Origin of the sequence: Klebsiella sp. OBRC7 (assembly GCF_000293135.1) — a bacterium.
In the GTDB taxonomy this organism is placed as follows: domain Bacteria; phylum Pseudomonadota; class Gammaproteobacteria; order Enterobacterales; family Enterobacteriaceae; genus Klebsiella; species Klebsiella michiganensis.
The window spans coordinates 160938-183247 of the sequence record NZ_ALNJ01000140.1; the positions used below are offsets into that span (position 1 = coordinate 160938).

Consider the following 22310-nt stretch of genomic DNA (forward strand, 5'->3'; position numbering starts at 1 on the left):
CCGTTCAGCGAAGCGCCGGCAAACAATTTTGATTGTCATCACCGATATTCATCTCTTCCCTTGCTACATTGTTTGCCTGCTAAGGAGGTGGGCGATGTTAGGTTGGGTGATTACCTGTCATGACGAACTGGCGCAGGAGATGCTGGATCGTCTGGAGAAAAAGTTTGGGCCGCTGACGCAGTGTCGGGCGGTTAACTACTGGCGTAATCTCAGCAGCAATATGCTGAGCCGCATGATGTGCGATGCGCTGCACGAGACGGATGGCGGAGACGGGGTCATTTTTCTGACCGATAAAACCGGCGCGGCGCCTTATCGCGTGGCGGCGCTGCTGAGCCATAAGCACACCCACTGTGAAGTGATTTCCGGAATCGACTATTCATTACTGGAAGGTATGTATTTGCTGCGCCAGAACCTGAGCAGCGAAGCCTTCCGGCACGCCATTGTCAGCGCCGGAGGCCCGGCGGTGAGCAGCCTCTGGCATCAGCAGCAAAAAAATCCGCCTTTTCGACTACTGCATGAGCCGTACGGGAATTAAGCGTTGGTATTGATGAGGCTTTTGTTACAATGACGGCAGTTCTTGTCTACCGGCTCGATGCGCATGTTTGCCCGAATTCTTGCTTTACTCCTCCTGTTCACGGCGCTAAGCGCCTCCGCCAGCCTGTTAAGCCAGCAGGGTTTGCCGGCACGTTATATGCAAACGACCGAAGATGCGGATATCTGGGCGCAGGTTGGCAATCAGGTGGTGAGCGTCGGCAACGTGCGGGCAGGGCAAATTCTGGCGGTAGTACCGACGGCGGCGGATTACTATGAGTTTAATTTTGGCTTTGCGACTGGCTTTATCGATAAAGGCCATCTGGGGCCGGTACAGGGGAAGCAGCGGGTGGAGGATAGCCTTGGCGATCTGCATAAGCCTCTGAGTAACCAAAATCTCATTACCTGGAAAGATACGCCAATCTATGATGCCCCCGCCGTTGGCAGCGCGCCATTTGGCAACCTGGCGAGTAATTTGCGTTACCCGATTATCAGCAAGCTCAAAGATCGGCTGAATCAAACCTGGTTTCAGATTCGCATTGGCAACCGGCTGGCGTGGGTGAGCAGCCTGGATGCCCAGGAAGATAACGGCATCCCTGTACTGACTTATCACCATATCCTGCGTGATGAAGAAAATACCCGCTTTCGCCATACCTCAACGACGACTTCCGTGCGCGCCTTCAGCAATCAGATGACCTGGCTACGCGACCAGGGCTATACCACGCTGAGTATGTATCAACTGGAAGGCTATCTGCGTAATAAAGTGAATCTTCCGGCGCGTGCGGTGGCGATCACCTTTGACGATGGGCTGAAGTCGGTCAACCGCTATGCCTACCCGATCCTCAAACAGTATGGCTTTCACGCCACGGCGTTTATTATCTCGTCGCGCATCAAGCGCCATCCGCAGAAATGGGCGCCGAAATCGCTGCAGTTTATGAGTATTTCCGAGCTAAAACAGATCCAGGACGTCTTTGACGTGCAGTCGCATACCCACTTCCTGCATCGTGTTGATGCTGAACGTCATCCGATCCTTCTCAGCCGCAGCTATCACAATATTCTGTTTGATTTTGCGCATTCGCGGCGGGCGCTGGCGCAGTTTAACCCCCACGTACTGTATCTCTCTTATCCGTTTGGCGGCTATAACGCTAAGGCGGTCCAGGCCGCCAACGACGCCGGTTTTCACCTGGCGGTGACTACGGTGAGGGGGAAGGTAAAGCCGGGCGATAATCCGTTCTTGTTGAAAAGGCTGTATATATTAAGAACGGATTCGCTGGAGACGATGTCGCGGCTGATAAGCAACCAGCCGCAAGGATAGATCAGGCAACCTGCACCGGAATAGCTTTGGCCTGGCGCTTCATTTCGTTTTCGCCTTCGAAATAGGCCACTTTCGGCTGCCAGGTGCGGGCTTCTTCGTCAGGCATGGTGACGAAGCTGGCGATAATCAGAATATCGCCGACGCTCGCACAGTGTGCCGCCGCGCCGTTCACGGAGATAATTCGCGAACCGCGCTCCGCGGCGATGGCGTAGGTGGAGAAACGATTACCGTTGGTCACATTCCAGATATGAATAGCCTCGTTTTCAAGGATGCCGGACGCATCCAGGAAATCCTGATCAATAGCGCAGGAGCCTTCATAGTGCAGGTCGGCCTGCGTGACTTTTACGCGGTGGAGTTTGCCCTGCAGCATATTACGAATCATAACGTCTACCTTTAAAGCTTAACGATAACAAAGCGGACGTGACGTCCGCTTTGAGGAAATTCCAGGCAGTATTGCCCGATTTTTAACCCGTGTCTAGCCAGCGAGTGCGACGATCTGATTGTCGATCAAACGCGCTTCGCCGAGCCAGGCCGCCATCAGGATCACCGCTCGCTTACTGGTTTCCGTCAGGTCGAGCAGCGTATCGGCATCGCGGATCTGGATATCATCGGCGCGGAAGCCTTTTTCGTTCAGCTCCTGCGCGGCAATCGCGATAATCTCGTCAAGATTGCGCTCGCCGGCCGCCAGCTTCTCCGCCGCGCCATTCATCACCTTATACAGCCCCGGCGCAACTTTGCGCTGGTCTGCGCTGAGATAGCCGTTGCGCGAACTGAGCGCCAGCCCATCTTTCGCGCGCATAATCGGCACGCCGATAATCTCGATGTCGTAGCCCATATCGGCTACCATCTTGCGGATGAGCGCCAGCTGCTGGAAGTCTTTTTCGCCGAAGCAGGCGACGTCCGGCTGGATCAGGTTGAACAGCTTGCTGACGATAGTGGAAACGCCGCGGAAGTGGCCTGGACGACTGGCGCCCTCGAGCATCGTCGACAGCCCTGGAACATCGACGTAAGTCTGATTTTCGATGCCGTGCGGATAGATTTCCGCCGCGGCGGGGGCAAAGACAAAATCGACCTTACGCTTGTTCAGCTTTTCGCAATCGTCCTGCAGGGTACGCGGATAGCGCGCCAGATCCTCGGCGCGGTCGAACTGCATGGGGTTGACGAAGATACTGGCTACTACCACATCCGCGCTGGCTTTGGCGGTATCAACCAGCTTCATATGACCATCGTGCAGGTTGCCCATGGTGGGAACCAGCGCAATGCGCTTGCCTTCCTGGCGTAAACGACGGATATGCTGGCGCAGCAGCGGCAGGGTTTCAATAATCAGCACAACAACACTCCTTAATGGAAACTGTGTTCTTCGCCCGGATAGACGCCGGACTCCACTTCGGCAACATATTGCCGTACCGCGGCGCGCATGTCGCCCGCTGTGCTCAGGAAATTTTTGGCAAATTTGGGAATATGGCCGCCGGTAATGCCGAATGCGTCATGCATGACGAGGATTTGCCCGTCGGTGACGTTGCCCGCGCCGATGCCGATCACCGGGATGGTTAACGCCTCGGTGACGCGTTTCGCCAGCTCAACCGGTACGCACTCCAGCACCAGCAGCTGCGCGCCCGCCGCTTCCAGCGCCAGCGCGTCATCCAGCAGAACTTGCCCGGCACCGCCGCGGCCCTGAATTTTATAACCGCCGAAGACGTTCACCGACTGGGGCGTCAGACCGAGGTGCCCGCACACCGGCACCGCGCGCTCGGCAAGCATTTTCACGGTGTCCGCCAGCCATGCGCCGCCCTCGATTTTGACCATATTGGCTCCCGCGCGCATCACGATGGCGGCGTTCTCGAAGGTCTGTTCCGGCGTGGCGTAAGCCATAAACGGCAGATCGGCGAGCAGCAGGCAGTTCGGCGCGCCCCGACGCACCGCGCGCGTGTGATAGGCAATGTCTTCTACGGTCACCGGCAGGGTGGAGTCGTGGCCCTGCACCGTCATGCCCAGCGAATCGCCGACCAGCATCACGTTGATACCCTCATCGGCAAACAGCTTTGCGAAGCTGTAGTCGTAGGCGGTGATAGTGGCGAAGCGTTTCTTCTCCTGTTTGCATTTCTGCAGCAGGGCGATAGTGGTCGGTTTCATAACGTTTCCTGATGATGAAAGTCATTTTAACCGGCATTCTAGCAGCCGCATTCAGGGGGGCAATGGTTTTAGGCAACCGATTACCACGATCGCCGTAATTGCTAAAAAATGAAGGGGTATTACCAGGCAGCGGGTTTTTCCGCGCCAAGATTGGCCAGCACGTCGCGCAGCGCCGGGCCGTCGGGGAAACGCAGCCCTGGGGCGATTTCAAACAGCGGCCACAGCATAAAACCGCGGTTTTGCATATCGTAGTGCGGTACGGTCAGGCGCGGGGTGTTAATCACCTCATTGCCAAACAGCATGATGTCGAGGTCCAGCGTGCGCGGTCCCCAGCGTTCAGCTTTACGCGTGCGGCCCTGCTGCAGTTCGATGCGCTGGGTGTGATTGAGCAGCGCGTCTGCGTCCAGGGTCGTTTCCAGCGCCGCGGCGGCGTTGAGATAGTCAGGCTGATCCTGTGGCCCCAGCGGCGGCGTACGGTAGAAAGAGGAAACGCTTATTATCCGGCTGTCCGGTATCTCCGCCAGCGCGTTAACGGCAGCGTTGACCTGCTCCAGAGGCGAGGCCAGATTACTGCCGATAGCGATATAAGCGAGCGTCATGCGCTGCCTTCGCGGCGCGGCGCGCGTTTACGCGGACGACGGTGGCGGCGGCGCGGAGCCGGATCGTCGCCTAAATCATCCAGCATATCTTTCTGATCCGGCGGCGCGGCGACCTGGAACTCCCCCCACCATTTGGTCAGGCGCTGCAGTTCGCTGCTGTTTTCGGCGCCGGCGCGCAGCTCCAGCAGATCGTAGGCGGCGCGGAATTTGGGATGCTCCATCAGCTTCCACGCGCGTTTGCCCTGACGGCGGGACATCCGCAGCTGAAGCTGCCAGATGTCGCGCACCAGGGTGGTGATGCGTTTCGGGATCGCCAGCGTACGGCAGGCTTCGTCCAGCACGTCGTTCATCGCCAGCGCGAAGGCGTCGTAGTAGGCCAGCCCGCTCTCCTGGGCGATTTTCTGCGCCGTTTCCAGCAGCGGATACCAGAACATTACCGCGAACAGGAACGCCGGGTTAACGCGCATATCGTTGCGAATGCGGTTATCGGTATTCTTCAGCACCTGGCTGATGATGCGCTCCATAGGACTATCGCCGCGCTCGGTGAAGTAGCGGGTAATGGTCGGGAACAGCGGCTGGAACAGATTATATTCGCGCAGCAGGAGATAGGTTTGATAGCCGTCGCCGGCCTGCAGCAGCTTTAACACTTCTTCAAACAGGCGCGCCGGCGGCACATCGTGCAGCAGCGTCGCCAGGCGCGGGATCGGCTCGGCGGTCTCTTCGCTGATGCTCATACTGAGCTTCGCCGCAAAACGCACCGCGCGCAGCATGCGCACCGGATCTTCGCGATAGCGGGTTTCCGGATCGCCGATCAGGCGGATGACGCCATCCTGCAGATCTTTCATGCCGCCGACGTAGTCGCGGACGGTGAAATCCGCCACGCTGTAATAGAGGCTGTTGATGGTAAAGTCGCGACGCTGGGCGTCTTCTTCAATCGAACCGAAGATGTTGTCGCGCAGCAGCATGCCGTTCTGGCCGCGCTGGGAGGTGACGCGATCGGTGGTGTGGCCTTCATGGTGGCCGCGGAAGGTCGCGACTTCGATAATTTCCGGCCCGAACATCACGTGCGCCAGGCGGAAGCGACGACCTACCAGGCGGCAGTTGCGGAACAGCTTACGCACCTGCTCCGGCGTGGCGTTGGTGGTGACGTCAAAATCTTTGGGTTTTTTGCCCAGCAGCAGATCGCGTACGCCACCGCCGACCAGCCACGATTCGTAGCCCGCCTTATTGAGTCTGTACATGACCTTGAGGGCATTTTCACTGATATCTTTGCGGGAAATTGCATGCTGCTCGCGCGGGATAACCGTCATATGTAGTTGTTCGACGGCGGCTTCTGCCTCGCGCTCTTCACGGCTTAGCACCTTACGGCAAAAATTAGCGACTCGGGTAAAAATGGTACACCTCGTAGTGTCAGACGGACTTCAGATCAAAATATGACTCTAAGCATTTCGGGTTGCAGCAAGGCGGCAAACTTGCGAGTCCCGGGAGCATAGATAGCTCTGTGACCGGGGGGAACAAGTGCAGCCAACGCAGGAGCAACTTGAAAGGCGACGAGTAAAAATAGCGGCTAATCATAGCTCAGCAGAACGCATTTGAGAATGCTGGATTTGCTCCGGCCGCCAGTTCGCTACCGCGTACTTGAGTAAATCCTCAATGCTCAGCGTCTGCCATTCCTGAATGACATCCTGATTAAGAAACGTTAGCGCCCGCACAATTTCCGGGCGCGGATCGCCTGTAGATAACGCCGGAGCGTGGTTTTGCTTCGACAGTTTATTGCCCTGCGCGTTGAGGGCCAGCGGCAAATGGATATAGTCCGGCGCCTGCCAGCCAAAATGCTGATAGAGCGAAATTTGCCGCACCGTCGGCTCGATAAGATCGGCGCCGCGGACGATTTCGCTGACGCCCTGAAAATGATCGTCCACCACCACCGCCAGATTATAGGCGAACAGCCCATCGCGACGGTGAATAATAAAATCTTCACGCGCCAGAGGCTCGTCGGCGACGATCGTACCGCGTAGCTGGTCATAAAATTTGAGGACCGGACGCGTTTGCCGCAGGCGCAGAGCGGCGTTTTCCGCGCCGAGGCGTAAATCCCGGCAGTGGCCGTCGTAAAGGCCGCCGATAGCGTGGATACGCGCGCGGGTGCAGGTGCAGTAGTAGCAGAGGCCCTGCTCGCGTAGCCAGGCCAGGCGCTCACGATAGGCTTCGTGGCGTTTTGACTGCCAGAGTACCTCTCCGTCCCAGTGCAGGCCGAAGTGCTCTAACTGACGAAGAATAGTCTCGGCGGCGCCGGGGACTTCCCGCGGCGGATCGATATCTTCAATGCGCACGCGCCAGATACCGTTCTGCGCCCGAGCCTGCAGATAGCTGCCAAGCGCGGCAATCAATGAGCCGAAGTGGAGTTCGCCGGAAGGTGAGGGGGCAAAGCGCCCGATGTAGCGGGAATCTGTCATCGTATGACTAAAGCATCAGGGCGGGAGAAAGCTCCCGCCAGAGATGCATCAGCGAAGTGATTAGCCTGCCATCTGTTTTTCGCGAATTTCCGCCAGCGTTTTGCAATCAATGCACAGGTCGGCGGTCGGACGCGCTTCCAGACGACGGATACCAATCTCAACGCCACAGGATTCACAGAAGCCGAAATCTTCGTCTTCGACTTTTTTCAGCGTTTTCTCAATCTTTTTGATCAGTTTACGTTCGCGGTCGCGGTTACGCAGCTCCAGGCTGAACTCTTCTTCCTGAGCGGCACGGTCTACCGGGTCCGGGAAGTTAGCAGCTTCATCCTGCATATGCGTTACGGTGCGATCCACTTCATCCCTAAGTTGATTACGCCACGCTTCAAGAATGCGCTTGAAGTGCGCCAGCTGGGCTTCGTTCATATACTCTTCGCCCGGCTTCACTTGGTACGGCTCCACCCCAGCGATGGAGAGAATACTCAGGGACGATGTTTTACGGTTTTGCCCTTCTTGCATGTTGCTTCTCCTTAACACGCACTATCGATCCCCGTGTTGGGGGAAAAATCAGGCCGCTATAAATAGCAGATGCTTTTCCGGATAGCAATTATCTAAACGTTACACTTGACAACCCTGTGAGGAAAAGCGTATTTGCGCTCGCGACCCGAATACTATTTAGCCGTTTATTTACCGGGGGTTAACACCACGGTAATCGGCTTATTCAGAGTCATCATCTCGGTAGAAAGTTCCGCCTTGTAGGCGAGAATTTCCACCCCCTTGTTTTGCGCCTCAATCAATAGCTGTGCGTATCTGGCATCAATATGATGCGCGGGTGAGAAACGGTCTATCGCCGAGTGCAGCACGGCGAACAAAATCACCGCCCGATCGCCCGCTGCCGCCACGCTCATCAGCTCCCGCAGGTGCTTCTGACCGCGTGCGGTAACCGCATCGGGGAAGTAACCGTATTCTTTTTCCGCCAACGTAACCGATTTCACTTCAATATAGCAGTTTTGTTGGTCATCTGCTTGTAACAGAATATCAATGCGGCTGCTTTCATCACCATACTTCACTTCGCTTTTCAGCGTGTTGTAGCCCAAAAGCTCGGGAATATTTCCTGCCAGAATCGCCTCTTTTGCCAACGTGTTAGCACGTAGAGTATTAACACAAATTGTCGCGCCCTCTACGGTTTCAGTTAATTCCCACGTGTGGGCATATTTGCGCTTGGGATTATCTGAGGTGGAATACCAGACGGTATCCCCCGGCGCGGCGCAGCCGGTCATGGCGCCGGTGTTGGGGCAGTGCAGGGTCAGCTCGCGGCCGTCGGGGGTGACCACGTCGGCGAGAAACCGTTTGTAACGTTTAACCAGGGTGGCGGACTGCAGGGGAGGAGTGAACAGCATCAGCTTTCCTTGTCGAAGGGATAACGTTCCAGCGCCTGATAGCGAGTGCGCCCGCGGCTAAAGCTGGATTCGTAGAGCACAAATTCGTTGACCGCAAACGCCCAGCTAAATCCGGGCGGCGGAATCGGCACCGCGTGGCGCGCGTCGCGCAGCAGGGTGATATGTGGATGAAACGGCTGCGGGCTCTGATAGCAGCCGCTGCGGGCGGCCTGGGCGCGCAGCATATTCGCTAATTGCAGCACCCCGCGCGGCGGCTGACGGGTGCCCAGCCACACCACCCGCGAACGCAGCCACTGCCCGGCATCGTCAAGGGTCAGGGTAAAGCCCGGCTGGCGGATGCGTCCGGCCATCGCTGACAGCGCCCGCTGCTTGTCCGCGCTCACCTCGCCAAGAAACGCCAGCGTCAGATGGAGGTTAGCCGCCGCCACCGGTCGACCCGCATCGCCGGGAAAGCTGGCGGCGCGCCAGTGCACGATCTGCTGCTGAACGTCCGCGGGAAGTTCAATGGCGAAAAACAGCCTTTTCGGCTCGGACATGATAGAGACTCGGTAATGAATTACCGGGATGCTACAATGCTTGCCCGCAAATGTTAACCTCCGGAGCGTTTCGTGTCCTCATTGCCGGTTGCCGCCGTCCTCCCTGAACTTCTTTCTGCCCTGCGGCATGCGCCGCAGGTTCTGCTTAATGCGCCAACCGGCGCCGGGAAATCTACCTGGCTGCCGCTGCAAATCCTCGCCGAAGGTAACATCAACGGACGCATAATCCTGCTGGAGCCGCGGCGGCTGGCCGCGCGTAACGTGGCGCAGCGGCTGGCGGAACTGTTGGGAGAGAAGCCCGGCGAGACCGTGGGCTATCGCATGCGCGCGGAGACCTGCGTCGGGCCGAACACGCGTCTCGAAGTGGTGACGGAGGGCATTTTAACGCGGATGATCCAGCGCGATCCGGAGCTGAGCGGCGTGGGGCTGGCGATACTCGATGAATTCCACGAACGTAGCCTGCAGGCCGATCTGGCGCTGGCGCTGCTGCTCGACGTTCAGCAGGGGCTGCGCGACGATCTTAAACTGTTGATTATGTCGGCGACGCTGGACAATGAGCGCCTGCAGCGGCTGCTGCCGGAGGCGCCGGTTATCGTTTCCGAAGGGCGCGCGTTTCCGGTTGAGCGGCGTTTTCTGCCGCTGCCGGCCCATCAGCGCTTTGACGAGGCGGTGGCGGTGGCCGCCGCGGAGCTGCTGCGCAGCGAAAATGGCTCAATGCTGCTGTTTCTGCCCGGAGTGGGAGAGATTCAGCGCGTTCAGGAGCGGTTGGCGGAGCGGGTAGCGAGCGATGTGATCCTTTGCCCCCTGTACGGCGCGCTGCCGCTGAGCGAGCAGCGTAAGGCGATACTGCCCGCGCCCGCCGGGATGCGCAAAGTGGTGCTGGCGACCAATATCGCCGAGACCAGTCTGACCATCGAGGGGATTCGGCTGGTGGTGGATAGCGCCCAGGAGCGCGTCGCCCGCTTTGACGCCCGCACCGGGCTCACTCGCCTGGTGACGCAGCGCATCAGCCAGGCCTCAATGACCCAGCGCGCCGGACGCGCCGGGCGCCTGGAACCGGGGATCTGCCTGCATCTGCTGGCTAAAGAGCAGGCCGAGCGCGCGGCGGCGCAGGGCGACCCGGAAATTCTGCAAAGCGATCTGTCGTCGCTGCTGCTGGAGCTGCTGCAGTGGGGATGCCAGGACCCGGCCCAGCTCAGCTGGCTGGATCTGCCGCCTGCGACCAACCTGGCGGCGGCCCGGCGTCTGCTCACCGACCTTTCTGCGCTGGAAGGCGAGCGGCTGTCGGCGCACGGGCGCAAAATGGCGGTGTTGGGCAACGATCCGCGCCTGGCGGCGATGCTGACCGCGGCGGAGGATGCCGATAGCGCCGCCACGGCGGCTAAACTGGCGGCGATCCTTGAAGAGCCGCCGCGCGGCGGCAATAGCGATCTTAGCGCGGCGTTTGCCCGTCAGCAGGGCAACTGGCAGCAGCGGGCGCAGCAGCTGATGAAAAGGCTGGCGTTTCGCGGCGGTCAGCCCGACGCCGACAGCATCGCGGCGCTGCTGGCTTCCGCTTTTGCCGACCGTATCGCCCATCGTCGCGGCCAGGAGGGGCGCTACCAGCTGGCTAACGGGATGGGGGCGATGCTCGACGCCGACGATGCGCTGGGCCGCCACGAATGGTTGATTGCGCCGCTGCTGCTGCAGGGAAGCGCATCGCCGGACGCGCGGATCCTGCTGGCGCTGCCGGTCGATATTCACGCGTTGATTGAGCAGTGTCCGGCCCTGGCCCGGCGTTCCGATATCGTCGAGTGGGATGAGGCGTTAGGCACGCTGAAGGCCTGGCGGCGCACCTGTATCGGACGCCTGGTGATTAAGACCCAGCCGTTGGCGAAGCCGTCGGAAGAGGAGCTGCACCAGGCGATGCTCAACGGGATCCGCGAGAAGGGGCTGAGCGTGCTTAGCTGGACGCCGGAAGCGGAGCAGCTGCGTTTGCGGCTACACTGCGCGGCGCGGTGGCTGCCGGAGGAGGCATGGCCGGCCGTTGATGAGGCTTCGCTGCTGGCATCGCTTGAACGGTGGCTGCTTCCGCAGATGGCGGGCGTCCATTCGCTGCGCGCGCTGAAGGCGCTGGACGTGCGTCAGGCGCTGCAAAACTGGCTGCCGTGGCCGCTGCGCCAGAAGCTGGACAGCGAACTGCCCACGCACTATACGGTGCCGACCGGTAGCCGCATCGCGATTCGTTATCACGATGATAACCCGCCGGCGCTGGCGGTGCGGATGCAGGAGATGTTTGGCGAAGCGACTACTCCGACCATCGCCCAGGGGCGCGTGCCGCTGGTGCTGGAGCTGCTTTCGCCGGCGCAGCGCCCGCTGCAGATCACCCGCGATTTAGGCGCCTTCTGGCAGGGGAGCTACCGCGAGGTGCAAAAAGAGATGAAAGGGCGCTATCCCAAGCACGTCTGGCCCGACGATCCGGCCAATACCGCCCCGACCCGGCGCACCAAAAAGTATTCGTAGCCGGAGAGTTCCCGGGTTGCGGCGTAAACGCCTTACCCGGGCTACCGGACCAGTACCACTCGTAGCCCTGCTAAGCGCAGCGCGAGCAGAGGGTGTTTTATACCTGGCTCCACAAAAAGATGCCGCCGCCCGCCAGCGCCAGCCAGGGGCCGAAGGCCAGAGGTTGTTCGAGCGAACGACGGGTTACCAGGCGCTGCAGCAGCGTCCAGACCAGACCGCTGGCGGAAGCCAGCAGCAGCGTCTGCGGCAGCGGCTGCCAGCCGAGCCACGCGCCGAGCGCAGCCAGCAGCTTGAAATCGCCGTAGCCCAGCGCCTCTTTACCGGTCAGCAGACGGAACACCCAGTACACCGACCACAGCGACAAATACCCGACCATCGCGCCAATGACCGCCTCCGCCAGCGGCGCGAAGGTATCGGAAAGATTGAACAGCAGCCCGGCCCACAGCAGCGGCAGCGTCAGCCTGTCAGGCAGCAGCTGCGTTTGCGCGTCGATGGCGGCGAGGATCAGCAGTACGGATACGAAAATTAGCCCGCCCAGCAGCGATATGCCCGGAGGTATCAGATATCCGACCAGCATAAACAGCGCGCCGGTCGCCAGCTCCATCAGAGGATAACGAGGCGAGATCGGCTGCCCGCAGCAGCGCGCACGCCCCCTGAGCCATAAAAAGCTCAGCAGCGGGATATTGTCCCGCCAGGCGATAGGCTGACGGCACTGCGGGCAGAACGACGCGGGGAGGCAGAGATCCACCCCCTCTGCGCGTTCCATCATCAACGGTAAACGATGGATAACGACGTTAAAAAAGCTGCCGAACGCCAGTCCGGACAGGAATAAAAAGCCGCCCCAGATTGACGGGTATTGCGCGGCGAACTCGGGTAACAGCGCGATAGTTTCCATCTCTATTTTTTCTCCCCGGAGCGCCACTGCCCCTGCCACTGCCACGGCGTGCGCCCCTGCTCATCTTTGCGGCCGTTTTGCGCGAGCAGCAGCGTCAGCAGCGCCGGAGCCGTCTGGCGGGTCTGCAGCGTACCGTTAAACGTATAGCGCCCGTTGGGCGTCAGAACGCCCTGTCCTGCGAGGCTAAGCTGACGGGAGTCCTGGGTCAGGGCGACAGCCAGCGCGCCCGCCGGGGTACAGCTTAGTTTGCCGTTGACCTGGGCCAGTTCGAGCGACCCGGCGGGGGAGCTGAGCGCCGCGTCCCGCCACTGCACGGTGCTGGCGGTCATCTGTCGGCAACCGCCAGCGTTAAAGCGGGCCTCGGGCAGCGTCAGCACAACCTGACCGCGGGCCTCCAGCGGTATGCCGGATGCTAACCGCTGGCCGATCGTCCGGGCCGGCGCCGCGAGTCGTCCCTCGCGCACCACAACGTCGTTCAGACCGTGCAGCCAGGCCTGGCCGCGCAGCCCGGAGGGGTCGTTAAACGCGATATGCCAGCCGGGAAGCCACGACGAAAAGCCAAACTCCCAGCGTAAATGGGCGATGTCAAAACCGCGCCAGCTGGCCTGACGGGCTTCTCCTTGCCACAGGGTGCCCGTGGTTTCGCCGAGCCGCGCGCCGTCCGGTAGCGCCAGAGTGAGCAGCCGCGCCGGCGCGCTAAACAGCAGCCAGAAGAGATAGACCGCCGCCAGCAGCACGGCGATAGTAAGTTTATTTTTCATCGCTGCGCTCCAGCATCAGCGTATTAATCGTCACCCAACCGGGCTGCTGCGCCACGGCGGTCACCGCCAGGGTGGCGGTAGTCATCCCCGCCTGCCCCAGCGCGTCCAGCCATGCCATCAGCGCCTGGAAATCGGCGGGCTGCACGGTAAGGCTCAGGCGGGAGCCCTGCGGCTGCAGGCGAACGATAGCGATACCGTGGCGGCCGGCTTCGCGCATAATCAACGTTGAGGGTTCTTCCGGCGCGGCAGAAGGTTTCCGCTGGTTAAGCTGCTGGAGAAGCGGGGTCTGCTGGCGCATCCATCGCAGGCTGGACTGCTCCCTGGCCAGCGTTTGCCGCCACTGCGCCTCGCGATTTTGCCAGGGCTGCCAGAGGGCGTAATAAATCAGGCCAATAAGCAGCATGACGCCCATCCCCAGCAGCAGATGCCGTTCGCGGCGCGTACGCTGTTGCCATAAGGCGAGCAGGTTATCCATCGTTACCCTCCAGCGTCAGACGCCCTTCAATACCGTCGGCGCGCGGCTTCATCTCACCGGTCTGCACGCGAAACCCCGCCCGCGCCCGCTGGCTGAACTGCGCCAGGGCCTGCGATGAAACGGCGGATATCTCCAGCTGCAGCGCGTTGCGCGCGGCGTCAAAGCTCAGGGCGCGCAGACGAATGCCCGGCGTTTCAGCGATGATTTGCTGCAGGGCGCCGAGCCGTGAGATGAGCGCCGGCCGGGCGCTCACGCTTTCCAGACGGCGCAGATGCTGCTGCATTTGCAGGCGTGGATTGACGAGATTTTTTTCCGCTTTGAACCACTGGCGGTAAAAATCACGGCTGGCCTGCACGGCGGCGTCGGCCTGACGCGCCAGGGCGAGATGGTCGTGGAGGCGATTTCCGCTCCACAGCAGCAGTAGCGCCAGGGTTGCGACAATCGCCGTCCGCCAGCGTCGGGGCGTCGGCGGCCGGCGTTTCGCGGCAAAATTGCCCTGGCGTAAGCAGATTTTGCGCGCCTGCGGGTTGCTCGCCGCCAGCGCCAGCAAATCCTGCACCGGGCGAGGCTGCCACGGCGCGGCGATATCCGGCGGCGGCGAGTAGCAGGCGATGGGCGCGAGGTCAGGCCAGTGAACCAGCAGTTCGCCGAGCCATGGGGTTTCCACCGCCATACCGCTGCACGTCTCGCAGCGAAACAGCCACTGTTCGCCGCAGCGTACGGCGCTCCAGCCGGTCGGGTTGTGCGGCAGGGCAAGGGCATCCGGCGTCAGGGCCAGCACGTTCAGTCCGAGCCCCTCGCACCAGGCCTGCCATGCGCGCATCTTCTCCCGCCCGACCACCGCCACGGCACAGTCGCTTTTATCCCGGTGGATCAGGGCAAAATGGCTCTCTTCGATCTCCGTTGCCAGCTGTTCTTCGAGTAAAAACGCCAGCGCCTGCTGCGCATTTCGACGCGCGCCGGCGGGCAGGGTAACGCGATGAAACGCGCAGTCGCTGGCGGGCACCAGCACCCAGGCCGGATGACGCTGCGCCAGCAGGCTGAGCGTCGGGTCGCCAGCGTCAGGATGCCACTCGCCAGTCTGCGCCGCGTCGCCCGGCGCAGCCAGCCGCCATATCGCCGTCGCGGCATCGGGATTGAGGCGAATAATCAGCACGGCGGCGGAAAAAGTATGGTGGTTATTCATCGGCTACCCAATAGATTCCGTAGCGCCGCTGGACGACGCTGAAGGTTCGCCCCTGCTTTTGCAGGAGACTGCGTTGCTGATAGCGGGCGCTGCCCATCACCACGCTGAAGGTGGCGATAAAGCGCTCGCTGTGCACCGCCAGCCACGGACGCGCGGCGGCGGTATCGGTTTTTTGTAATAGTGGCTGCGACAGGAAGGCGGCGACGCTGCTCCAGCCGGTGGCCGCGCGGGCCTGCAGCAACTGTCGGGCTTCGGCGAGGGTGAGTTCAGCGGGGAAGAGCGACGCCAGCAGCGCGGCCTGAGCGGGCTGCAGGGTATTGATGTTCACCTGCAGCGTCTCGTCCGCCAGGGCGCAGACGTAGGGCAGCAGACGCTGATAGAGCGCGGCGTCCATCCCGGCCAGCAGACGCAGCTCGCTGACGTCCTGCAGCGGCTGATTGCCGGTCAGATAGCCGGGGGATTGCGCCATATAGACTTCGTCTTCCGCGCCGTTCAGCAGCGCCTGGCGATCGCTGTCCACCCAGTCGCGCAGGGCGGCGGTCAGCTGTAAGGCTCGCAGCGGCTCGCTGCCGAGGTTCTCCAGCAGTCGGGTAAAAACCTGCGCGGGATAAGGGATTTCAACGCTTTCGTCGCCGCTGAGCTGGTTAATGGCGTTGAGGTTGAAGCAGGCCTGAGCGTCGGTAATCGTGGCGTAGATCTCGCCATCATTGACCGAAAAGCGGCGCCCCTGCTGGGCCCAGTTCTGCGCCAGATGGGTCTGGTTCGGCGAGTCGAGCGCGTCGCGTTGCAGCAGCGCCGCCGCCAGGGTTTCCGCCCCCAGCGCGTACCATTTAGCCTGCAGGTTATCGAGGGTAGTGGCGGTTTGCTGATACATCCGCGCGCTGCGTTCGGTCATGGCGCTCGCCAGCACCATCATCAGAGCGAGGATCAGCAGCACCATAAGCAGGGCGACGCCGCGCTGGCGGGTATTCATTGGCTGCCTCCCGGCGTAAGCAGAAACAGCCGGCGGATCTCGCCGGACTGCTCCAGCGTCAGGGTGACTTCCAGCCCCTGCGGCAGCGTCTGGGTCTGCTGCCATTCATCCTGCCAGCGGCCGCTGGCGTAAAAGCGCAGGCGAAACGCCTGCACGTTGCGCTGCATAACGGTCACCGTGGGCAGATTACCGGGCAGCGGGTCCTGCTGGTCGTAGCTCAGACGCTCCAGCCGATCCCCGCGCAGGCGGTAGCTGACGTTCTGAATTTCCGAACGCGGCAGGATCCCCAAAGGATTGGGCCAGCCGTTACGGCTAAAGGCGATCGCCCAGTCGTCGCTGCCGAGCTGAAAACGTCCGGCAAAAAACAGGCTCGCGCTGTCGCGGCTGCGGCGGGGAATGATTTGGCTAAAGTCCGCCGCCATCTGGCTGAACGTTAGCTGTAACGCCTGCATGCGCCCGCCCTTATCGCGGGTGAGCGTATCGGCGCGCATCACGTTTTGCAGCACCGTGACCGCAGCGACGCTGAGCGCGGCGAGGATAGCCAGCGCCAGCAGCATTTCGACGAGGGTAAATCCGCGAGCGCGCTGGATCATGGCGGCGTCACGTAGGTGCGCAGCGAAGAGACGGGCATTTTATCGCTTTTGGCGCGGCGGACTTCAACGTCCAGCGCCCGCAGCTGCGGCAGGTCGGTCTCCACCCCCTGCCAGCGAATGTGCCAGCTGACGCCCGCCGCCTGCACCGTGGTTTCCGACCAGCTCAGCGCGGGCCAGCGATTTTCCAGCCGGAGCTGCACCAGCTGATTATCCGCCAGCCAGCCGGCCAGGGTTTTCTCCTCCATACGACCCAGCTGGCGGGTTTGCTGGAGCGTGGCCTGCATCACCGCCAGCCCGGCGAGGGCGAAGACCGCCAGGGCGACCATCACTTCAATCAGCGTCATACCGGCCTGCTTTTTCATGGCGTCTCCTGCGGTTCGGGCAGGCTTTCGCCGCGCGCATTAAACGCAATACCCGGTCCCTCGCCGACGGTCAGCCGGAACGGTGTCATCTCACCGCCGGGAAAGATCAGCACATCGGGATTGCCGCCCGGCGTCCAGGCCTCGCCCTGCGGAAAAGTGAGATGCAGCGTGTTCCCGGCGACGCTGCCCGAGGTGGCGACGCGTCCGGCGCGCAGGGGGATCCAGCGATAGCCGTTCCAGTCGTCGCCGGCCGGGGGCGGGTCGTTGCTTTCGCGGGGCTGTAAGACCAGAAACTGCCAACGATCGGGATGCACCGAGGCGCCAAAAAACTGGCCGGTTTGCAGCCCTCGGTGCTGGACAAAGCGCAGCTGCGCCTCAAAGCGCGCCAGCGCCTGCGCCGCGCTATCGTCGCGCGAGGCGGGGAAGGCCAGCATCACCATGCCCGCGCTGACGCCGATCAGCAGCAAAATGAGCATCATCTCCAGCAACGTAAAGCCGCGCTGTCGCACTATTTCTTCCCGATTGTCCAGTTGCCGATATCGTCATTGCTCTCCGGTACGCCGTCCGGCCCGAGGCTGAAAATATCCACCTGTCCGTGCTGGCCGGGGCTCAGCAGCTGGTAATCGCTGCCCCAGGGATCCTGCGGCAGACGGCGAATATAGCCCCCTTCAGGATAGTTGCGCGCGTGCGGCTCGGCCGACGGCGCGCTGACCAGCGCCTGCAGCCCCTGTTCGGTGGTGGGATAGCGGCTGTTATCCAGTTTGTACATGTCCAGCGCCCCCTCGAGCGCCACAAGATCGCTGACCACTTTTTGCCGGTCGGCCTTTTCCTTGTTGCCCATCAGGTTGGGCACCACGAGGCTGGCGAGCACGCCGAGGATAACAATCACCACCATGATTTCCAGTAAGGTGAATCCGCGCTGTCGTTGCATATTTTTCTCCATTAGAACAATTACATACTCATCAGGGTATTGAGCTGCAGTATCGGTTGCAGGATGGCGAGGACGATAAACAGCACCATGCCGGCCATCGCCACCACCAGCAGAGGTTCAAACAGGCTAAGGGCCAGCTGAATTTGCGCGCTCAGATCCCGGTCCTGGTTATCCGCCGCGCGCTCCAGCATGCCGTTGAGCTCGCCGCTCTGTTCGCCGCTGGCGACCATGTAGCGCATCATCGGCGGGAACAGCTGGGTCATTTCGAGCGCGCGATGCAGGCTGACGCCTTCGCGCACCGCGTCGCTGGCGGCTTCCAGCTGGCGCTTCGCCCAGGCGTTGCTTAATACTTCCGCGCTGATGCGCATCGCCAGCAGCAGCGGAACGGCGCTGGCGTTGAGAATGCTCAGGGTGCGGGCGTAGCGGGCGCTGTTAACGCTGCGCGCGACCCGGCCAATCAGCGGCAGGCGCAGCAGCAGCCTGTGCCAGGCCAGCCGCTTTGCCGGCTGCCGCAGCAGGTAGCGCAGCAGCAGAGCGATGAGCATGGCGGCCAGCAGCAGCCACGGACCGGTGGCGCGCAGCACATCGCTCATCGCCATCAGCAGGCGGGTGGAAAACGGCAGCGCCTGCTTAAGGTGGATAAACTGATCGACAACCTTTGGCACCACCGTTGAAAGCAGAATCACAATCACGCTGACCGCCACCAGGGTCAGCACGATGGGGTAAATCATCGCCTACAGCAGCCGGGCGCGCAGCTGCTGGCGCTGTTCGGTATAGTCCGCCAGCCGGTTCAGCACGCCGTCGAGGTGGCCGGAGGCTTCTCCGGCGGCGACCATCGCGCAGTAGAGCGCGTCGAAGCAGCCCGGGTAGCCGCGCATCGCTTCCGCCAGCGAATGGCCTTCCAGCACTTTGCCGCGCACGCCGGCAATCAGGGTTTTCAACTGGCTTTTTTCACACTGCTGGGCGACCGCGTCGAGCGCTTTTTCCAGCGGGATGGCGGCGGCGACCAGCGTCGCCAGCTGGCGGGTAACGAGGGCGAGATCGCGGGCGTTGGTGCGGCGGATAAAGCGCGGTTGCCCGCCGCTGCCGGCTGCCGGGGCGATGTCCAGCGCCAGCCAGCCCTTTTCCCGCAGCAGCTGGCGAGCGTGGCGGGCGGAGTCCGCCTGCTGGACGCCGCGCCGGGTTTTACCGTTTTCATCAACGGCCTGATAGCGAAAAAGCGCCATGTCAGGAGGCCTCCGCGATCTGCTGTTCGCTAACCCGCAGCACCTCTTGCCAGCTGGTGATCCCCGCCAGCGCCTTGTCCCGTCCGGCGTGGCGCAGGGTGATATAGCCCGCCCCCAGCTGCTGGATCAGCGTCACCTCGTTTTCACCGCGGTGGATTGCCATACGCACGCGATCGTCCACCAGCAGCAGTTCGTGAATGCCGGTACGTCCGCGATAGCCGGTAAAGCCGCACTCGGCGCAGCCCCGGGGCTGCCAGAGCGCCGTGCCGGGAGCGATCTCCATCTGGCGGGCGGTGTCGGCATTGGCCGGTTCCTGCTGGCGACAGTGCGGGCAGAGCCGGCGCACCAGTCGCTGCGACATCACCGCCAGCAGCGAGGTGGAGAGCAGAAAAGGCTCCACGCCCATATCCTGCAGGCGCGAGATGGCGCCCAGCGCGCTGTTGGTGTGCAGCGTTGAGAGCACCAGATGACCAGTTAGCGAAGCCTGAACGGCGATCTGCGCCGTTTCGCCGTCGCGAATTTCGCCCACCAGCACCACGTCAGGGTCCTGGCGCAAAATGGCGCGCAGCCCGCGGGCAAAGGTCATATCGACTTTCGCGTTAACCTGGGTCTGACCGATGCCCTCCAGCTCATATTCGATAGGATCTTCAATGGTCATGATGTTGCGCTCGCGGGCATCGAGGCGGCTCAGCGCGGCGTAGAGGGTGGTGCTTTTTCCTGAACCGGTCGGCCCGGTCACCAGCACAATGCCGTGCGGGCGGGCGATCAGTCCATCCACCTGCTGAAGCAGCGCGGGCGACATGCCGAGGGTCAGCAGGTCGAGATTGACGCTGTTTTTATCGAGCAGACGCAGCACCACGCGTTCGCCGTAGCTCGACGGCAGGGTGGAGACGCGCACGTCGACGGCGCGTCCGCCAATGCGCAGCGCCATGCGACCGTCCTGAGGAATGCGCTTTTCGGCGATATCAAGGCTCGCCATCACCTTTATGCGCGAGATCAGCAGCGCGGCGAGGCGGCGCTGGGGGCGCAGGATTTCGCGCAGTACGCCGTCGACGCGAAAGCGAATTTGCAGGTGGCGTTCATAGGTTTCGATATGAATATCCGATGCTTTCTCTTTGATAGCCTCGGTGAGCATGGCGTTAATCAAGCGGATAATCGGCGCGTCGTCTTCGCTATCCAGCAGGTCGTCGGTGTCCGGTAGCTCTTCGGCAAGGGTGTACAGATCCAGCTCGTTGCCGATATCCGCCATCATGCGCCGGGCCTCGGCGGAGTCGCGCTGATAGCTCAGCACCAGCAGCTTTTCGAACGCTTCCGCTTCCAGTCGCTCGAGGCTGAACGGCATCCCGGCCACCCTGCGAGCTTCCAGCAGCGCCTGCGGCGCGGTGGCGGCGAGGCAGAAAACCTCGCAGCTTTCGCCGTTGCCCAGGAGCATCACGTTGTGCGCGCGGGCGTAGCCGAAGGGGAGCAGCGGGCGTCGTTCAGCGGCGGGGGTCATAGATTGCCTCCCAGATTGAAGGCGTCGATGGCGGCGCTGACCTGGCGGAACGCGGCGGTATCCTGGCGCGGGTAGATCTCCAGCAGATCGTTACTCAGCATCGCGTCGTTGTTCTCTTTGCCGCGCTGTTTGCTCTGGGCGTCGTTAAACGCGGTGTACTGCCCGGATGAAGCCTGACGGTACTCGTCGCGGTCGCGGATCACCGTCGGGCGGATAAACAGCATCAGGTTGCGCTTGGAGACCTTTTTGCTGGTGGAGCGGAACAGCGCGCCAATCACCGGGATATCGCCGAGCAGAGGGACTTTGTCGGCGGTGTCGGAGACGCTTTTATCCAGCAGTCCGCCGACGACCACCGTTTCGCCGCTGCCGACCAGTACGGCGTTATTGACCGTACGGGTATTGAAGGTCGCGCCGAGATCCGAGCTGGTGCTGGAGGCGGCGTCCGCCACGCTGGAGACCTCCTGTTCGATCTCCAGCAGAACCGAATCGCCTTCGTTGATTTGTGGCTTCACCTTTAGCTTGATGCCGACGGTTTTGCGCTCGACGGTATTGAAGATGTTATCGCCGGAGGTGGTTTGCGAGCCGGTCAGCACCGGGACCTCCTGGCCGACGTTAAAGGTGGCTTCCATGTTGTCGAGGGTGACGATACTCGGCGTCGCGAGAATATCGTTCTTGGTGCTGCTGGAAAGGGCGGTTAACAGCATCGCCCAGTTGCCCTGGTAGAAGCCAGCGGCAATGCCGTTGAAGGAGCTTAAGGCGCTCGCCAGCGAGCTGCTGACGGTGCTGTCTTTGTTGTACTGGTTGGCCCCGGCGATGGCCGTGGATATCGGCAGACCGCTGTTGGTGAACTGGGTCATCCCGGCATTTTTATTGGCCCACTGGATGCCGAGGTTCAGACCGTCAGCGTCCTGCACTTCGGCGATAATCGCTTCGACCAGCACCTGCGGGCGGCGGATATCCAGCTGGGCGATCACCCGCTCCAGATCGTTCATTACGTCCGGGGCGGCGGTGACAATCAGGGCGTTGGTCTGACCGTGCGCTTTGATAATGATATTTTTATCCAGCGCCGCCACCGGCTTCGCGGCCTGCTTTTCGCTCTGCATCGTGCTGCTGATGCCGGTCAGCACTTCCACCAGGTCGGAGGCTTTGGCGTATTTCAGGTAGATCACTTTGGTATTGCCCTGGGTCGCCTGCTGGCGGTCGAGCTGCTTAATCATGGCGATGATCCGCTGGCGGGAGTTCGGCTCGCCGCTGACCAGTACCGCGTTGGTGCGTTCATCGGCCACCACGTTGGCGACCATTGAGCCGGGCAGCGCCGATTTGCTGGTGTCTTTGTTGAGTTCGGTCACCAGCTTGACCACATCGGCGGCGGAGGCCCAGGCGAGGGGAACCGTCACCACGCTGCGGTCTCCGGCGTTATCGACGCGTTCGACGATGGTTAGCAGGCGCTTGATGACCGCCGCGCGGCCGGTCATCAGCAGGACGTTGGAGGGTTCATAGTGCACCACGCTGCCCGCGCCGGCGTTATCGTTAAGCTGGCGCAGCAGCGGCGCCAGATCGCGGGCCGCGACGTTGGTCAGGGGCACGACGCGGGTGACGACCTCATCGCCAATGCCCGGCGCGGCATCGCTCGCCACCGGCACCGCGGCGGTTTTCGCATCCTTCGAACGAACGACTTTCAGGACGCCGTTATTCATATTAATCACCGCGAAGCCATAGACATCGAGGACGCTGAGGAAGAATTGATAATATTGCTCTTCGTTGAGCATATCGTAGCTGCGCACGGTAATGGTGCCGCGTACGCTGGGATCGATAATGACCGTTTTATTCAGGTTTTTACTCACCGTATTGATAAATTCCTGAATATCGGTGCCCTTAAAGCTGGCGGAAAACTCTTCCGCCGCGGCCGGTTTGAATAACAGCGCGGCAAATACCAGCAGCATCAGG

At 61.5% G+C, this 22310-nt stretch carries 23 protein-coding genes and 1 pseudogene; 3 read left to right on the forward strand and 21 right to left on the reverse strand.

What is annotated here, in order from left to right; translation table 11 throughout:
• Nucleotides 1–94 precede the first annotated feature (94 nt).
• The gene (locus HMPREF1144_RS26810; RefSeq protein WP_004098671.1) at nt 95–535 is read left to right on the forward strand and encodes a PTS sugar transporter subunit IIA; all 441 of its coding nucleotides are present in this window, start codon (nt 95–97) and stop codon (nt 533–535) included.
• A gap of 57 nt (nt 536–592) precedes the next feature.
• Complete coding sequence (locus HMPREF1144_RS26815; protein WP_042928588.1) at nt 593–1846, forward strand: polysaccharide deacetylase family protein; 1254 nt, start codon at nt 593–595, stop codon at nt 1844–1846.
• A 1-nt stretch (nt 1847) separates the two neighbouring features.
• On the opposite strand, the gene panD is transcribed toward HMPREF1144_RS26815, so the two are convergent.
• The 9 genes from panD to thpR form a co-directional block, all read right to left on the reverse strand.
• Complete coding sequence (gene panD / locus HMPREF1144_RS26820) at nt 1848–2228, reverse strand: aspartate 1-decarboxylase (protein ID WP_004098675.1); 381 nt, start codon at nt 2226–2228, stop codon at nt 1848–1850.
• A 93-nt stretch (nt 2229–2321) separates the two neighbouring features.
• Complete coding sequence (gene panC / locus HMPREF1144_RS26825) at nt 2322–3176, reverse strand: pantoate--beta-alanine ligase (RefSeq protein ID WP_004098677.1); 855 nt, start codon at nt 3174–3176, stop codon at nt 2322–2324.
• A gap of 11 nt (nt 3177–3187) precedes the next feature.
• Nucleotides 3188–3979 (reverse strand): 3-methyl-2-oxobutanoate hydroxymethyltransferase, encoded by a 792-nt coding sequence (gene panB / locus HMPREF1144_RS26830; protein WP_009654639.1) that lies wholly within the window; start codon nt 3977–3979, stop codon nt 3188–3190.
• A 119-nt stretch (nt 3980–4098) separates the two neighbouring features.
• Entirely contained in the window at nt 4099–4578 is a 480-nt protein-coding gene (gene folK, locus HMPREF1144_RS26835) for a 2-amino-4-hydroxy-6-hydroxymethyldihydropteridine diphosphokinase (RefSeq protein ID WP_004098683.1), read from the reverse strand.
• The gene (gene pcnB / locus HMPREF1144_RS26840; protein WP_071532322.1) at nt 4575–5972 is read right to left on the reverse strand and encodes a polynucleotide adenylyltransferase PcnB; all 1398 of its coding nucleotides are present in this window, start codon (nt 5970–5972) and stop codon (nt 4575–4577) included. The genes folK and pcnB overlap by 4 nt, the downstream gene beginning before the upstream one ends.
• 177 nt (nt 5973–6149) lie before the next feature.
• Complete coding sequence (gene gluQRS / locus HMPREF1144_RS26845; protein ID WP_009654611.1) at nt 6150–7031, reverse strand: tRNA glutamyl-Q(34) synthetase GluQRS; 882 nt, start codon at nt 7029–7031, stop codon at nt 6150–6152.
• A 60-nt stretch (nt 7032–7091) separates the two neighbouring features.
• Entirely contained in the window at nt 7092–7547 is a 456-nt protein-coding gene (dksA, locus tag HMPREF1144_RS26850; RefSeq protein WP_004098689.1) for an RNA polymerase-binding protein DksA, read from the reverse strand.
• A gap of 164 nt (nt 7548–7711) precedes the next feature.
• On the reverse strand, nt 7712–8428 hold the full coding sequence (gene sfsA / locus HMPREF1144_RS26855) for a DNA/RNA nuclease SfsA (protein WP_004098690.1): 717 nt from the start codon (nt 8426–8428) through the stop codon (nt 7712–7714).
• Nucleotides 8428–8964: an RNA 2',3'-cyclic phosphodiesterase gene (gene thpR, locus HMPREF1144_RS26860; protein WP_009654553.1), complete on the reverse strand. Its 537-nt coding sequence runs from the start codon at nt 8962–8964 to the stop codon at nt 8428–8430. Before thpR ends, sfsA begins: the two co-directional genes overlap by 1 nt.
• Before the next feature lie 72 nt (nt 8965–9036).
• Here thpR and hrpB point away from each other — a divergent pair, with 72 nt between their 5' ends.
• Nucleotides 9037–11466 carry an ATP-dependent helicase HrpB gene (gene hrpB, locus HMPREF1144_RS26865; protein WP_009654571.1) on the forward strand — a complete coding sequence of 810 codons (2430 nt, stop codon included), beginning with the start codon at nt 9037–9039 and terminating at the stop codon, nt 11464–11466.
• Between the two features lie 97 nt (nt 11467–11563).
• Here hrpB and HMPREF1144_RS26870 read toward each other — a convergent pair whose 3' ends face one another.
• From HMPREF1144_RS26870 to pulD, 12 genes and pseudogenes are all read right to left on the reverse strand, one after another.
• Entirely contained in the window at nt 11564–12361 is a 798-nt protein-coding gene (locus tag HMPREF1144_RS26870) for a prepilin peptidase (RefSeq protein WP_009654597.1), read from the reverse strand.
• Between the two features lie 2 nt (nt 12362–12363).
• Nucleotides 12364–13122, reverse strand: a complete 759-nt coding sequence (locus HMPREF1144_RS26875; RefSeq protein WP_004098694.1) for a type II secretion system protein N — start codon at nt 13120–13122, stop codon at nt 12364–12366.
• A complete protein-coding gene (gene gspM / locus HMPREF1144_RS26880; RefSeq protein WP_009654623.1) occupies nt 13112–13597 on the reverse strand; it encodes a type II secretion system protein GspM in 486 nt (161 codons plus the stop codon). Before gspM ends, HMPREF1144_RS26875 begins: the two co-directional genes overlap by 11 nt.
• Nucleotides 13590–14783, reverse strand: a complete 1194-nt coding sequence (gene gspL / locus HMPREF1144_RS26885; RefSeq protein WP_009654536.1) for a type II secretion system protein GspL — start codon at nt 14781–14783, stop codon at nt 13590–13592. The genes gspM and gspL overlap by 8 nt, the downstream gene beginning before the upstream one ends.
• Nucleotides 14776–15756, reverse strand: coding sequence for a type II secretion system minor pseudopilin GspK (gene gspK, locus HMPREF1144_RS26890; RefSeq protein WP_009654641.1), 981 nt, complete (start codon nt 15754–15756; stop codon nt 14776–14778). The genes gspL and gspK overlap by 8 nt, the downstream gene beginning before the upstream one ends.
• Nucleotides 15753–16349 carry a type II secretion system minor pseudopilin GspJ gene (gene gspJ / locus HMPREF1144_RS26895; RefSeq protein WP_009654574.1) on the reverse strand — a complete coding sequence of 199 codons (597 nt, stop codon included), beginning with the start codon at nt 16347–16349 and terminating at the stop codon, nt 15753–15755. The genes gspK and gspJ overlap by 4 nt, the downstream gene beginning before the upstream one ends.
• The gene (gene gspI, locus HMPREF1144_RS26900) at nt 16346–16711 is read right to left on the reverse strand and encodes a type II secretion system minor pseudopilin GspI (protein ID WP_009654631.1); all 366 of its coding nucleotides are present in this window, start codon (nt 16709–16711) and stop codon (nt 16346–16348) included. Before gspI ends, gspJ begins: the two co-directional genes overlap by 4 nt.
• Nucleotides 16708–17220 (reverse strand): type II secretion system minor pseudopilin GspH, encoded by a 513-nt coding sequence (gene gspH / locus HMPREF1144_RS26905; RefSeq protein ID WP_009654561.1) that lies wholly within the window; start codon nt 17218–17220, stop codon nt 16708–16710. Before gspH ends, gspI begins: the two co-directional genes overlap by 4 nt.
• Nucleotides 17220–17642 carry a type II secretion system major pseudopilin GspG gene (gspG, locus tag HMPREF1144_RS26910; protein WP_004098709.1) on the reverse strand — a complete coding sequence of 141 codons (423 nt, stop codon included), beginning with the start codon at nt 17640–17642 and terminating at the stop codon, nt 17220–17222. Before gspG ends, gspH begins: the two co-directional genes overlap by 1 nt.
• Before the next feature lie 20 nt (nt 17643–17662).
• Nucleotides 17663–18868, reverse strand: a pseudogene (gene gspF, locus HMPREF1144_RS26915) (type II secretion system inner membrane protein GspF).
• A 1-nt stretch (nt 18869) separates the two neighbouring features.
• Nucleotides 18870–20363 carry a type II secretion system ATPase GspE gene (gene gspE, locus HMPREF1144_RS26920; RefSeq protein ID WP_009654607.1) on the reverse strand — a complete coding sequence of 498 codons (1494 nt, stop codon included), beginning with the start codon at nt 20361–20363 and terminating at the stop codon, nt 18870–18872.
• Nucleotides 20360–22306 carry a GspD family T2SS secretin variant PulD gene (gene pulD / locus HMPREF1144_RS26925; protein WP_052544873.1) on the reverse strand — a complete coding sequence of 649 codons (1947 nt, stop codon included), beginning with the start codon at nt 22304–22306 and terminating at the stop codon, nt 20360–20362. Before pulD ends, gspE begins: the two co-directional genes overlap by 4 nt.
• Nucleotides 22307–22310 lie beyond the last annotated feature (4 nt).